Consider the following 12618-nt stretch of genomic DNA (forward strand, 5'->3'; position numbering starts at 1 on the left):
GGGCAGCCACCTCGGATGCTCGTGGTGCGTCTGTAGAACATCCTATCGTTTCCGGGCGTCGTCGTAGCCCTCGCGCAGTCCGAGCAGCGTCCGTCTGACGAGGAGATACGCGAAGAAGACAAAGAGCAGCATCACCACGAGTAACCCCGTGAACACGGGGTCACCCACAAGAAAGTCGACGATGCCGTCAACGACTAGGAGACTAGTCATGTGGCACGTCTCCGAGGGCGCGAGGTATAGCAATTTCGGCGTGTCGTTCTGCCAGAACATCAACACTCATAGGTAAAACGCGAGTACGCCGAATAGATGGCCGACCTCATCCCCTCCCTTCCCGGTGACTCCGACGACGACCGGGAAGAACGCGACCCCCGGGTCATCGGTCTCGACAGCGAGGAGGCCGACGACTTCCTCGGGGCCATCTCCTCGTCGACAGCCCGGTCGATGCTCTCGACCCTTCACGAGTCGCCTGCGACGCCCTCTGACCTCGCGACAGAAGTCGACACCTCCCTCCAAAACGTACAGTACCACCTCGGCAATCTCTCGGAAGCGGGACTCATCGAAGTCACCGGGACGCGCTACTCCGAGAAGGGCCGTGAGATGAACGTCTACGCCCCCGCCGACCGCGCCCTCGTCGTCGTCGCCGGACGCGATGACGAGACGAAGGGACTCAAGAGTGCCCTCTCGCGGCTTATCGGTGGTGTGGGCGTCCTCGGCATCGGCGCGGCCGTCGTCAACCGACTCGCGAGAACCAGCGGGAACGCGATGTTCACGGCATCCAAGACGAGCGGCGGGTCCGGAGACGCCGATGTCGCCGTCAGCACGGGGAATGAGACGACGACGACGGCTGCGCCTGCGTACGACAGCGAGGGAGCCAACACGACGGGTGGGCAGATAGAGACGACAGCAGATGGCGGTGGATTCAGTGCGTCCGAAGTGACGACTACCGAGTCGGCCGAGGCGACGCGGACAGTGACCGAGGAAGCGACCCGGACGGTTGCGGAAACTGCGACCCGCGTCGCTACTGAAACGCCGACGCCCGCGCCGACTGCGGAACCGGCCGCAACCGAGACGACGACCCAGTACCTCACCGATGCGGCGGTCCAACTCACCAGTTCGTCGTCGGGAGTGGGCGAATTCATCGCGTCGCTCTCACCGGGTGCATTCTTCTTCCTCGGGGGGCTGACGGTACTCGTGGCGTGGATTTCGCTCGGGATAATTCGTAGCTAAAACACCTGTTTTAGCTTACGGAGTGTATTTCATCTCAGCACGCTACTGGATGTGTAGAGGCTACGTTTGGTCCCCGGCGACGGGAGATTCCACCCTCCCAGTTCCGTGCCCCTGCCCCCTGTCGCCCTCCACACGTGGCCTCAGACAGCCCCCCAAAAACAGCCCTGCCCCCGCTGATTCTTTCGGCCCCCTCCGAACCACCCTGCTGACGCCCCTCCTGTCGGTCCCGTTGAAGAAAATGGTCTCTTCTCAGTCCCGCGGGAGAATCCGGAACGTCTCGAATACGTCGCCGTCAGTCGCCACTAACCGCCCACGAAGCCCGCCATCAGGGAGTTCCTCTAGTTCCGCGAATGCCTCGCGGTTGCCCCGCGGTTGGGCGTGACTCCCCGGGTTGAGAAGCGCCACGTCGCCCGCGGTATCGACCGTCGGGCGGTGGCTATGTCCGAAGATAACGGCGTCAGCGCCGCGTTCGCGCCCGAACAGTGAGAGCGCGGTGCCGCCACCACGTCGTGTGTGCGTCATCGCGAACTCGACGCCGCCGTAGGTGAAGTTCCGTGCCGCCGGAATCCGATTGCGAATTTCGGACCCATCGTTGTTGCCGTAGACGGCGAGGAACCGACTTGACTCCTCGATGAAGGCGTCGAGGACGGACTCGCGCATGAAGTCGCCAGCGTGGACGACGAGTTCGGCGTCGCGGACCGCGTCGAGAACGGGGCCGGAGAGTCGGTGGCCGTCTGTGCTGTGGGTGTCGGAAAGGACGACGAGCATGCGACCCCCTATGCAACGGGGACATTGAAACCTACCGACCGCGGCGTGAATGTGGGCGTGTCAACGGCGGAAACACTATCCGGGCGGGCAGAGTGCCCCTCGATATGGCAGGCAGTACGTCAGTCGTCATTGCGGCCCTGTTCGCGAATGGGGCCATCGCTATTCTCAAATTCCTCGGGTTTCTCGCGACTGGGAGTCCCTCCATGCTCTCGGAGACGTACCACTCCATCTCGGACACGGGGAATCAGGTGTTCCTCCTCATCGGGATCCGATACAGTGGGCGCAAAGCGACCCAATCTCACCCATTCGGCTTCGGCAAAGCGCAGTTTTTCTACTCGTTTCTCGTCTCGGTGATGCTCTTCGGCATCGCCGGGTGGGAGTCAGCCAAACACGGCTACGACGCCCTGATGCACCCCGGACACGGCGGCGGTGGCGAAGCGGTGTTGCTCTTCGGGATGGAGGTTCGCCCGGTCTGGGTCAACGCCGCCATCCTCGTCAGTGCCATCGCCTTCGAGAGTTACGCCTTCCTGAAGGCGAACGCCGAACTCCGCCGCCAGATTAACGAATACGAGTGGGACGGACTCGTGCAGGCGTTCCGCGAGACGAGCGACGTGACGACGCTGACGGCCTTTACCGAAGACACCGTCGCCCTCGGCGGTGCAGTCCTCGCCCTCATCGGTATCGGCCTGACGGAACTCACCGGCAACGAGATGTACGATGCCGCGACAGCCCTTCTCATCGGAGTTCTGCTCATGGGCTTCGCGCTCGCGCTCGCGTGGGAGAACAAGCGTCTCCTCATCGGGGAGAGCGTGCCGACGCGAGAAGAACAGCAACTTCGGAAACTCGTTCGAGACCACCCGATGGTCACCCACGTCGATAAGTTCCGTGCGTCCTACGTCGGGCCGGAGAAGTTGCTCGTCACCCTCGACGTGAGCTTCGACTCGAATCTCGACACCAAAGAACTAGACGACTACATCACCGAAATCGAAGAGACGCTCAAAGCGGAAGACGACCGCGTCCACTTCGTCTACATCGAACCCGAACTGTGACCATTGACCTCGTGCAAATCGTCCCCTCGCTCATGTTCGTCGCCGCTGGTGGCTACATGTACAGCCGACCGATGTCCGTGAGAAACTTGGTTTCGCCGCAGGAGTGGAAGGAATCGCCAGAGAAAGCCGAGCAACTCCAACGCGGCTTGGCGAAGGCGGTGGGTGCCGCGCTCGTCTTCGGCGGCGCGGTATGGTTCGTCGTCGCGCTTGCGACTGGCTGAGGCCACCTACCGCGTTTCGACCGCCTTTGCGACCCGCTCGACGGCTTCTTTGACCTCTGCGCGCGACACGTTCAGATTCGTCGTAAACCGGGTGTGGTACTTGCCGAACGGCCCGCCGAGGACATCCACATCGTCGCACAGGCCGACGAACTCGTCAGCGGTGAGTCCTGCACCCTCGGAATCGACGACGACGATGTTCGTGTCGGGTGTCGGCACCGACAGCCCCTCGATTGCGTCGAGACCCTCAGCGAGGACGCGGGCGTTCTCGTGGTCGTCGTCGAGGCGTTCGACGTTGTCGAGTGCGACGAGACCGGGTGCGGCGATGATGCCAGCCTGCCGCATCCCGCCGCCGAACTGCTTTCGGACCCGGACGGCCTGTTCGACGAACGCCTCGCTCCCGGCGAGAATCGACCCGACGGGCGCGCCGAGACCCTTCGAGAGACAGAACATCACGGAATCGACGTGTTCGACCATCGCCGCGGGGTTTTCGTCGAGCGCGACACAGGCGTTGAACACGCGGGCACCGTCGAGGTGAACGGGAATATCGAGTTCGTGGGCCGCCTCGGCCGCCGCGTCGATGTCGGCTTTCGGGACGGCGACACCACCGCGGGCGTTGTGCGTGTTTTCGAGACAGAGCAGTCCCGTCCCGGCGACGTGGAGTGATTCTTCGCGTGCGTGCTCGCGTACCTGTTCGAGAGTCGGAACAGCCCGGTCGCCGGCGTCGAACGCGCGGATTTGCAGGTTCGAGAGTTCGGCGAAGCCGCCGACTTCCCACTTGTAGACGTGGGCTTCGGTGTCGACGAGTGCTTCCTGTCCGGGGTCGGTGTGGACGCGAGCGGCGATTTGGTTGCCCATGGTACCGGAGGGGACGAACAACGCGGCCTCCTTACCGACGAGTTCCGCGGCGCGCGCTTCGAGTTCGTTCACCGTCGGGTCGTCGCCATACACGTCGTCGCCGACCTCGGCGTCCCGCGCGGCCTCGCGCATCTCCTCGGAGGGGAGCGTGACCGTATCGCTGCGAAGGTCTATCATCGCACGAAGAGACCGCGCCGAGTGAGAAATAATCGGGGGTCCCCTCGCCGCGACGCCACCACATCGGCAATAGTTGCGCTTCGAAATGTGTTTGGTGTGCGAACACTCACGTCGCGGTATGGACCCGCGCATCCGCGAACACGCTCAGACTATCGTCGACCACTCGACTCGCGTCGAGGAAGGTGACAACGTCGTCGTCTCTGCATCCCCAGTTGCCGAGGACCTCGTGACCGCCATCTGCGAACTCATCGGCGAGCGCGGAGCGTACGTCGTCACCACCGACAGCAACTCTCGCTTCGACCGTGCGTTCCTCCGTGCCTCGGACGGCGAAGAGTTCGAGACGCCGTCGCACCAACTCGCGCTCTTCGAGGAGGCGGACGTGCTCATCAACATCCGCGCCGAGGTCAACGCGACGGAGATGAGCGACGTGGACCCCGAGGTCAACGCCGCGTGGCGGCGGGCCTACCAGCCGATTCAGAAGGAAGCACTCTCGAAGCGCTGGTGTCTCACGCAGTACCCTGCGAAGGGCAGCGCCCAACTCGCGGGCATGAGTACCGAGGAGTACGAGAACTTCGTCTACGACGCCGTCAGCCTCGACTGGGAGAAACAAGAGGAACTGCAGGCGCAGATGGTCGAGATTATGGACGACGCTGAAGAGGTGCGCATCGTCTCGGGCGACGAGACGGACGTGACCATGAGCGTCGCGGGCAACACCACCATCAACGACAAGGGCGAACACAACCTCCCCGGCGGTGAGGTGTTCACCGCCCCCGTAAAGGACTCAGTCAACGGTGAGGTCTACTTCGACCTACCACTGTACCGGCAGGGCCGCGAGGTCTCGGGCGTCCGCGTCACCTTCGAAGACGGCGAAGTCGTCGAGTACTCCGCCGAGCGGAACGAGGAAGTCCTCGACGGCGTCTTCGACACCGACGAAGGTGCGCGCTACCTCGGCGAACTCGGTATCGGCATGAACCGCAGCATCGACCGCTTTAGCTACAACATGCTGTTCGACGAGAAGATGGGCGACACCGTCCACATGGCCGTCGGTTCGGCCTACCCCGAGACGGTCGGCGAGGACAACGAAGCCAACGAGAGCGCCGAACACGTGGACATGATCGTCGATATGTCCGAAGAGTCGCGCATCGAAGTCGACGGAGAAGTCGTCCAGCGCAACGGTACCTTCGTGTTCGAAGACGACTTCTAAGCGGGATTTTCCCCTCCAGATTTTTGCGAGCGGAGCGGAGTGACGAACAGAAACTCAGTGGAAATTCCATTTCCCGCCAGAGTGTGTTAGGTGATGGCACACCATTGTTTCGTTTCCCCGATTCAGCTTCGCAAGTTACCGCCGTCTCCTAGTCTCCAGTCGAAACACTACCCTTTCGAGAGCCGGGGGACGCGAGCGTGCGCCATTCGTCAGACGGGCGTCTTACAGGCGCTCTCGTCCATCATTCTCCAGTCGAAACACTGCCCTTCCGTCTGTAGAGACTCGTGAGTGCTCGATAGTCTCGGGATGCTCGCGAAATCGAGGGCGGTTCCGCGTCTCTACTCGTCGATATCGAGTTCGAACTGCTCGTTTTCCGTGACGGCGTTGAGAACGACCGAGGTGTTGGACTCGCGGATGTCGGCGTCAGTGAGCAGTTTCTTGATCTGCGTGTTCATGCCGTCGGTGTCGCGGAACTTGCCGATGGCGATGATGTCGTAGTCACCGGTGACTTCGTAGACCGAAATCATCTGCTTTTCCTGCTGTAGGCGGTCTGTGATGTCGGGAAGCGCCGACCCCTCGACTTTCAGTTGGATGACGGCGGTCACGTCGTAGCCGAGTGCGTCGTAGTTCACGCGCGGGGTGTAGCCCTCGATGACGCCCTCGTCTTCGAGGTCGCGGAGGTGATTCGAGACGGTCGTGACCGACACGTCGAGTTCTTCGGCGAGGCTTCGCAGACTCGCGCGACCGTCTCCGAGCAGTGCGTTGATGAGCTTGGCGTCGAGGTTTTCGTACGTCATTACATTCAGAAACCCTCCGGGGGCATTAGAATTTTACGAATATCCAATTCTACAGCAGAGTACGGGGAATTGCATTAAGCGGAAAGGTCTTTATACTCCGGGTGTTCGAATCGAGTGTCCAGGAAAATGACGGAAGACAACGCAGTCACCGACGGCGGCCTGAGCGCTGAAGCGCAGGCAGTCATCGACGAAATCGAAGAGAAGAACGTCGACTTCCTCCGCCTCCAGTTCACCGACATTCTCGGCACGGTGAAGAACGTCTCGGTTCCCGCCTCGCAGGCGGAGAAAGCGTTCACGGAAGGTATCTATTTCGACGGCTCGTCCATCGACGGCTTCGTCCGCATCCAGGAGTCGGACATGCGCCTCGAACCCGACCCGTCCACGTTCGCCATCCTCCCGTGGCGGAAGAAGGAAAACAGTGCGGCCGCCCGTCTCATCTGTGACGTGTTCAACACGTCCACAGGCGAACCGTTCAGCGGCGACCCGCGCGGCGTCCTCAAGCGCGCCATCGCTCGCGCTGAGAAGCTGGGCTACGACATCAACGCGGCCCCCGAACCGGAGTTCTTCCTCTTCGAGGAAGACGAAGAAGGTCGCGCGACGACGAAGACGAACGACGCCGGTGGTTACTTCGACCTCGCCCCGAAGGACCTCGCTTCGGACGTGCGCCGTGACATCATCTACGGTCTCGAAAGCATGGGCTTCGACATCGAAGCCTCGCACCACGAAGTCGCCGAAGGCCAGCACGAGATTAACTTCACGTACGACGACGCGCTCTCGACGGCCGACAACGTCGCCACCTTCCGTTCTGTCGTTCGCGCCATCGCGGCCGAACACGACCTCCACGCGACGTTCATGCCCAAGCCCATCGCCCGCATCAACGGGTCGGGCATGCACACGCACATCTCGCTGTTCAAAGACGGCGAGAACGCGTTCCACGACGACAACGACGAGTTCAACCTGAGCGAGACGGCAAAGCAGTTCACCGCGGGTATCCTCGAACACGCGCCCGCCGTGACGGCCGTCGCCAACCCGACGGTTAACTCCTACAAGCGCCTCGTCCCCGGTTACGAGGCACCCGTCTACATCGCGTGGTCCGACCGCAACCGCTCGGCGCTCATCCGCAAGCCGGCCGCCCGCACGCCTGCTGCCTCGCGTGTCGAAGCCCGCTTCCCCGACCCGTCCTGTAACCCGTACCTCGCCCTCGCGGCGCTCATCCACGCTGGTCTCGACGGCATCGAGAAGGGTCTCGACTGCCCCGACCCGGTCCGCGAGAACATCTACGAGTTCGACGAACAGAAGCGCGAAGAGTACGGCATCGAGACGCTTCCGAAGGACCTCGGCGCGGCCGTCGACGCCCTCGAAGAGGACGAAGTCGTCCGGAGCGCACTCGGCGAACACGTCACCGAGAAGTTCATCGAAGCAAAGCGCGAGGAGTTCCAGGACTACCTCGTCTCCGTCTCCGAGTGGGAACTCGACCGCTACCTCGAGAAGTTCTAAGCGCGGCGAACTCTCAGCAGTCTCTTATCTTTTGGGACCCGTCACCGAGAGCGGCAGGGCTGGGCACATAGTCGACCGATGAGAGAACGAGACTGTGAGCATGCGACGCGCTGTGCGCCTCTTGTTCTCAGAATAGCACAAGACACTTACAATATCACGAGACACCAGCGTCCAGTGAGAGTGAACAAAGACGACGTTCGTCGGGCGTACGACGACTTAGCTCCGGTGTACGCGGAACAGCGGACTGGCGACGGCGAAGGGATGGCTATTCTCACCGAGTTTCTCGATTCGCTTCCCGAGTCGCCTCGCGTACTCGACGCGGGGTGCGGACAGGGAACGCCTGTTTTGACTCGGTTGGCTTCCGAAGCGGACCCGGTGGGACTCGACTTCTCGCGCGAGCAGGTCACGCTGGCCGCGGAGAATGTTCCCGACGCCCCACTGGCGCAGGGCGACATGACGGCGCTTCCGTTCGGGACAGACGCCTTCGATGCCGTCGTCGCCTACTGGTCGCTGATTCACGTGCCGATGGACGACCACCAGACGGTCATCGACGAGTTCGCGCGCGTCCTCCGGTCCGGTGGCCGCGTCCTCGTGTGTGAGGGGACGAACGAGTGGGCTGGCGAGAACCCCGACTGGCTCGAAAGCGGTGTTCGGATGGAGTGGAACATCGCTGGCGCAGCCGAGACGCGCGCCCAACTGCAAAACGCGGGATTCGAAGTTACCGACACGTGGGGGGCACCCGAGACGATGAATCCGGACGAGGAAGACGGAGAAGAGACGGGAGACAGCGACGACGACCATCCGTGGACGTTCTTCTCCGCTCGGTTGGAGTCGTAGCCCACCGCCAAATTGGAACTGTAACGAACGCTACTGTTCGACTGACTGCGTGGTCGTCGTGTCGCCACCGAACCGATGCTGTAACCACGGCGCGACGAGGATAAACGCGACGACAGTTCCGGTGGTGAGAATCGCGATTGGAAGCGGCACGTCCAGCGCGTCGGCCGCACCCCAGAGCGTGCCCGCGCCGAGAAGCGACACGAGTGCAGCCGGAAGCGACAGCGTCGGCAACGACTCGTGGTCGGAGAGTCGGGTCCACCCGACGACCCCACCGAGCGACCCCCCAAAGGCGGCCGCGGCGTTCTCCGCGTGGTGAGGTGTGCCGACCGTGAAGACGACGACGAGCGCCACGACACTGAGCCCGGCCGCGAGGGCGAACACGCGGGCCGGGTCGAGGTGGTCGGGGGCGTCGGCGGCGGCAGCGACGGTGAAGACGACTTTCAACACGACGAGACCGAGAAGCGCACCCACGACGACATCGACGCCGTAGTGGACGCCGAGGACGATTCGAGACAGGGAAACCGTGGCGACGATGACCGCGGCCGCGAGGATACGACGCCGACGGTCCCACACGTCGAGGATGACCGCAGCAGCGCCGTAGACGACCGTCGTCCCGAGAGCGTGCCCGCTCGGGAAGCCGAACCCGTCGTCGGTGGTAAAGGAGACGAACAGGTCCGCGAGCGGGGCGGGCCAGTTCGGTGCCGAAGCGATTTCGGCCGTCGGCGGGCGAGGGAGCGCGAAGCCGACTTTGAGCGCCGTCACCAACGAAAGCGAGACAAACGCGAGCGCCACGAACGATGCCGCGGCCCGCCGGGGACGCTTGGAGATTCGGGGACGAGCCAGCCAGTACAGCGACGTGAACGCAACGAAGAAGAACCACTGGTCGCCGAGTTGGGTGACGAGACCGAACAGGAAGACGACGATATCCGGGCCGTCTGCAAGCACCATCTCACCGACGCCGCGTGTCTGCAAGAACATCGGTTAGCTTCGACGCTCGCGAACCGCGTCGACGGCGCGGCCGGGAACACCCAGCGCGTTCAGTCCGATGCCAAAGATGACGAAGAGGACGTACAGTCCCAGCGTCGACAAGAAGATGATGAGCATGGCGACGACCGCGATGAGGTCAGAACTGAGATAGTGGAACGCACCGAGGGTGAGAATCACACCATAGAGGAGGACGAGATACGGACCCCACCCGCGTACTTTACCGCGGCGAACCCGCCGCCGAACGTAGCGTTTCAACTCTGCTTCGAGTTTCGGCTTCTCGACCGTCCGGCCTTCTACGTCGGCCTCGAACGTATCGAGGTCCGCACGGAGTTCCTCGACGCGCGCTTCCAACTCCTGGATGTCGGGGGCACCCTGCGGGGAGGCGGACGAACTGGTGCGCGTCTCGTCGCCAGCGTCGTCGCCCGCCTGTGGGCCATCGGTGTCTCCTCGGTCGTCGCTCATATCCGTACGACCGTCATGTCGGACTCCCGTATGTTGTACCTGCCGGTCCCGGTCGCCGGGTTCCCCCGGCGGGTCGGTCGGTTCCGCGCGCTCCACATCGGCGAGGACGGCGTTGACGACTGCACCAGTCAGAAGGATAATACCCGAGAGGTAGAACCACGTCACGAGGAGTAAGAGCGACCCGAGCGCACCTGCCACCGACGACCCGGCGACGCTGGCGTAGATGCCAAAGACGATGCCGAGAACTGTCCACCCGACGGCAGCGAAGACGGTTCCCGGGATGACCTGTCGCGGTTCGAAGTCGACATCCGGAAAGACGTAGTACAGCGGAAAGAACGCCACACAGAGCGTCAAAAGCAGGATAACCGGCGAGAGCAGTTGGAGGAACGGTATCTGCAAGAACGCGAGGAGGGTAGTCAGTACGGCAACACCAATGGTTCCGAGGCCGATGCTGACGAGTGCGATGGTACCGTCTCGAAATTGGTCGAGGAGGCCGCCCGACTCCGACCCGTAGATGCGAGAGAAGGCGATATCGAGGCCGCGAAAGAGCTTCAACGCTCCCCAGACGGTGAGGCCGAAACTCACCAGCCCGACGCTTCCCTGTCCGGTACGGTCCATGAGGGCTTCTTCGACGAGATCCTGCCCAGTAGGGACGAGATATTGGTTGACCAATCCCTGAAGTTGGGTTTGCAGTGCCTCACCGCCGACGAATGCCGCCAAGACAGCGGCTAACACGAGCAGCGGAACGAGCGAGACGAGCGCGTAGTACGAGATGCTCGCCGCGAGAAAGCTCAGTTCTTTCTCCTGAACCATCTCGACGATGGACCGGGTGACGGAGACGAAAAACCGGATTTGTGCGCTCACACAGTGTCCAGACGACACACAGCGGGAAGAAACTAGCCCGGGTGCGTCGACCTATTCGACGACTTAGGCTTCGGGGTCGAGTTCGGCGGTCGCCTCGCGAATCTCTGCGACCGTTGCGTCGGTCTTGAACGCGGTGCCGTGGTAGTGCGCAGGTGTCGCGTCGAATCCGGCATCGCGGAGGGTGTCGAGGAACTCACCCATCTTCGAAGCGGAGCGGCCCCAGAGTTTGCAGAGGCGGTGCTGGTCGAAGTGCGTCGGCGTGTCGAGTTCGGTGGCGAGCGTATCGAGCATCCCGCGGGCGCGTTTCGCGCTTCCGAAGTCGTCTGTCACCTCGTCGCGGACGGATTCGACGAAGTCGGCCTCGGAGACGGGGCCGAGCCAAATCGGACCGGCTTCGAGGATGCGCGTCGACCCACAATTAGCGCATTCTTCGGGCGGGTGGGCGATGAGTGAGTGTTCGTGTTCGCGGTGGAGACAGTCCTCGCAGTGGTAGACGAATCCGGTCGAATTGAGAAGTTCGTCTGCCTTCGTCGCCCGCTCGTCGAGTTCGAGATACGTTCGCGCGTAGTGGCGCGTCGCGTGCGAGAGAATCGGAACGGCGGCCTTGTCGTAGCGGGCGGCGGTCCGGACCATGGCACCGACGAGAACGCGGAGACCCATTTCGGGGTGATAGTCGGTGTTCTGCGGGACACAGCCGTACTTTCGGATACCACTTTTCTGGTGGGCACCGCAGAGGGGCGCGGTGTCAGTGGCCGTGACGCAGACGAGGTCGCGGGTGTTGGCGAATGCGGGGTCAGCGAATGGAATCGGCGTGCCGAACGGGTCGAGGTCGACCACGTCGAACACCTCGTCGTACATGAGGGCGTTGGCGTTCCGGTGGGCCGCCTCGCCGTCGAAGCCGTTGTGGTCGAGGTTTCGCTGGGCGAGTTCGACCGCATCGGCATCGAGGTCGGCGCAGGTCACGTCGTACCCCTCGGCGGCGGCGCGGACGCCCCGAATCCCCGAGGCGGCCATCGCGTCGAGATACGACTCGGCGCGGGGTTCGCGCTCGCGGAAGGCCCGCAACACGGCCACGGTGACATCCCGATTCAACTCCTGTGTCGGGTTGTAGAAGACATCGTCTCCGGCCCCCTCAGACGCCCCATCCCGGGCTCCGGGTACCTCGACCTCGATGCCTCCCTCGCTGACGTACATACTACTGCGTTCGCCCCCGTGCGGGGAAACCGGTTGCGATGCACTTCGATTCGCGGTGCGAGACAATTTGCGTCGCCGCCGCTCCGCTGGCACCGAATGCGTTTTGACTGCCACCCGCCAAAACGACGACGTGGACACGGTCGAGGACTGGCGAGCGGCGCTCGCGGACGCGGGCAGTCTCTCGCCCCCAATCGTGCAGGCCATCGCGGACGCCCACGGCGACCGCGGTATTCAGGCCATCGAGGCCGTCTCAGAGCGACGCGTGAAGCGCTACCGCGACTTCGACGTGGTCGTCGGCTTCGACGACGAGTACGTGGTCGAAGGCCGCGGCTGCACCTGCAAGGACTCGATTTACAACCTCGACCCCGACGAGGGCGAGCGCTGTTGGCACGTCATCGCAGTCGACATCGCAGACGCCCTCGACGAAGTCGATTACCACGACATGTGGTACTCCGAAGTTCGGGAATTTCTGTAGTCGC

Annotated in this window: 14 protein-coding genes; 7 read left to right on the plus strand and 7 right to left on the minus strand. The window is 62.9% G+C overall.

Annotated elements, in window-relative coordinates; all coding sequences use genetic code 11:
• Window positions 1–42: 42 nt before the first annotated feature.
• Window positions 43–210 carry a hypothetical protein gene (locus tag ACH9L7_RS11865; protein ID WP_396610909.1) on the minus strand — a complete coding sequence of 56 codons (168 nt, stop codon included), beginning with the start codon at window positions 208–210 and terminating at the stop codon, window positions 43–45.
• 96 nt (window positions 211–306) lie between these two features.
• On the opposite strand from ACH9L7_RS11865, the gene ACH9L7_RS11870 reads away from it, so the two are divergent.
• Window positions 307–1227, plus strand: a complete 921-nt coding sequence (locus ACH9L7_RS11870) for a helix-turn-helix domain-containing protein (RefSeq protein ID WP_396610910.1) — start codon at window positions 307–309, stop codon at window positions 1225–1227.
• 249 nt (window positions 1228–1476) lie between these two features.
• On the opposite strand, the gene ACH9L7_RS11875 is transcribed toward ACH9L7_RS11870, so the two are convergent.
• Window positions 1477–1995, minus strand: coding sequence for a metallophosphoesterase (locus ACH9L7_RS11875; RefSeq protein ID WP_396610911.1), 519 nt, complete (start codon window positions 1993–1995; stop codon window positions 1477–1479).
• A 104-nt stretch (window positions 1996–2099) separates the two neighbouring features.
• On the opposite strand from ACH9L7_RS11875, the gene ACH9L7_RS11880 reads away from it, so the two are divergent.
• Both ACH9L7_RS11880 and ACH9L7_RS11885 read left to right on the plus strand, forming a co-directional pair.
• Window positions 2100–3044, plus strand: coding sequence for a cation diffusion facilitator family transporter (locus ACH9L7_RS11880; protein WP_396610912.1), 945 nt, complete (start codon window positions 2100–2102; stop codon window positions 3042–3044).
• A complete protein-coding gene (locus ACH9L7_RS11885) occupies window positions 3041–3265 on the plus strand; it encodes a hypothetical protein (protein WP_396610913.1) in 225 nt (74 codons plus the stop codon). Before ACH9L7_RS11880 ends, ACH9L7_RS11885 begins: the two co-directional genes overlap by 4 nt.
• A gap of 6 nt (window positions 3266–3271) precedes the next feature.
• Here the strand turns inward: ACH9L7_RS11885 and ACH9L7_RS11890 are convergent, their stop codons facing one another.
• Window positions 3272–4297, minus strand: a complete 1026-nt coding sequence (locus ACH9L7_RS11890; protein WP_396610914.1) for a threonine aldolase family protein — start codon at window positions 4295–4297, stop codon at window positions 3272–3274.
• A 118-nt stretch (window positions 4298–4415) separates the two neighbouring features.
• Here ACH9L7_RS11890 and ACH9L7_RS11895 point away from each other — a divergent pair, with 118 nt between their 5' ends.
• Window positions 4416–5501 carry an aminopeptidase gene (locus tag ACH9L7_RS11895; protein WP_396610915.1) on the plus strand — a complete coding sequence of 362 codons (1086 nt, stop codon included), beginning with the start codon at window positions 4416–4418 and terminating at the stop codon, window positions 5499–5501.
• A 338-nt stretch (window positions 5502–5839) separates the two neighbouring features.
• On the opposite strand, the gene lrp is transcribed toward ACH9L7_RS11895, so the two are convergent.
• Entirely contained in the window at window positions 5840–6298 is a 459-nt protein-coding gene (lrp, locus tag ACH9L7_RS11900) for an HTH-type transcriptional regulator Lrp (protein ID WP_396610916.1), read from the minus strand.
• Window positions 6299–6424: 126 nt separating this feature from the next.
• Here lrp and glnA point away from each other — a divergent pair, with 126 nt between their 5' ends.
• On the plus strand, window positions 6425–7795 hold the full coding sequence (gene glnA / locus ACH9L7_RS11905; protein WP_396610917.1) for a type I glutamate--ammonia ligase: 1371 nt from the start codon (window positions 6425–6427) through the stop codon (window positions 7793–7795).
• 180 nt (window positions 7796–7975) lie between these two features.
• Window positions 7976–8632, plus strand: a complete 657-nt coding sequence (locus ACH9L7_RS11910; RefSeq protein ID WP_396610918.1) for a class I SAM-dependent methyltransferase — start codon at window positions 7976–7978, stop codon at window positions 8630–8632.
• A 30-nt stretch (window positions 8633–8662) separates the two neighbouring features.
• Here ACH9L7_RS11910 and ACH9L7_RS11915 read toward each other — a convergent pair whose 3' ends face one another.
• From ACH9L7_RS11915 to ACH9L7_RS11925, 3 genes are all read right to left on the minus strand, one after another.
• A complete protein-coding gene (locus tag ACH9L7_RS11915; RefSeq protein ID WP_396610919.1) occupies window positions 8663–9610 on the minus strand; it encodes a phosphatase PAP2 family protein in 948 nt (315 codons plus the stop codon).
• Window positions 9611–9613: 3 nt separating this feature from the next.
• A complete protein-coding gene (locus ACH9L7_RS11920; RefSeq protein ID WP_396610920.1) occupies window positions 9614–10945 on the minus strand; it encodes a YihY/virulence factor BrkB family protein in 1332 nt (443 codons plus the stop codon).
• Between the two features lie 63 nt (window positions 10946–11008).
• Entirely contained in the window at window positions 11009–12139 is a 1131-nt protein-coding gene (locus tag ACH9L7_RS11925) for a tRNA (guanine(26)-N(2))-dimethyltransferase (RefSeq protein WP_396610921.1), read from the minus strand.
• A gap of 130 nt (window positions 12140–12269) precedes the next feature.
• On the opposite strand from ACH9L7_RS11925, the gene ACH9L7_RS11930 reads away from it, so the two are divergent.
• The gene (locus ACH9L7_RS11930; RefSeq protein ID WP_007544361.1) at window positions 12270–12614 is read left to right on the plus strand and encodes an SWIM zinc finger family protein; all 345 of its coding nucleotides are present in this window, start codon (window positions 12270–12272) and stop codon (window positions 12612–12614) included.
• Window positions 12615–12618: the final 4 nt, after the last annotated feature.

The sequence above is a fragment of the Haloferax sp. S1W genome, from assembly GCF_044593955.1.
GTDB lineage: Archaea > Halobacteriota > Halobacteria > Halobacteriales > Haloferacaceae > Haloferax.

Excerpts from the sequence above, each read along its gene's own strand:
- ACH9L7_RS11865 (WP_396610909.1), bottom strand. The coding sequence starts at position 210 with ATGACTAGTCTCCTAGTCGTTGACGGCATCGTCGACTTTCTTGTGGGT.
- ACH9L7_RS11870 (WP_396610910.1), top strand. The coding sequence starts at position 307 with ATGGCCGACCTCATCCCCTCCCTTCCCGGTGACTCCGACGACGACCGG.
- ACH9L7_RS11875 (WP_396610911.1), bottom strand. The coding sequence starts at position 1,995 with ATGCTCGTCGTCCTTTCCGACACCCACAGCACAGACGGCCACCGACTC.
- ACH9L7_RS11880 (WP_396610912.1), top strand. The coding sequence starts at position 2,100 with ATGGCAGGCAGTACGTCAGTCGTCATTGCGGCCCTGTTCGCGAATGGG.
- ACH9L7_RS11890 (WP_396610914.1), bottom strand. The coding sequence starts at position 4,297 with ATGATAGACCTTCGCAGCGATACGGTCACGCTCCCCTCCGAGGAGATG.
- ACH9L7_RS11895 (WP_396610915.1), top strand. The coding sequence starts at position 4,416 with ATGGACCCGCGCATCCGCGAACACGCTCAGACTATCGTCGACCACTCG.
- lrp (WP_396610916.1), bottom strand. The coding sequence starts at position 6,298 with ATGACGTACGAAAACCTCGACGCCAAGCTCATCAACGCACTGCTCGGA.
- glnA (WP_396610917.1), top strand. The coding sequence starts at position 6,425 with ATGACGGAAGACAACGCAGTCACCGACGGCGGCCTGAGCGCTGAAGCG.
- ACH9L7_RS11915 (WP_396610919.1), bottom strand. The coding sequence starts at position 9,610 with ATGTTCTTGCAGACACGCGGCGTCGGTGAGATGGTGCTTGCAGACGGC.
- ACH9L7_RS11925 (WP_396610921.1), bottom strand. The coding sequence starts at position 12,139 with ATGTACGTCAGCGAGGGAGGCATCGAGGTCGAGGTACCCGGAGCCCGG.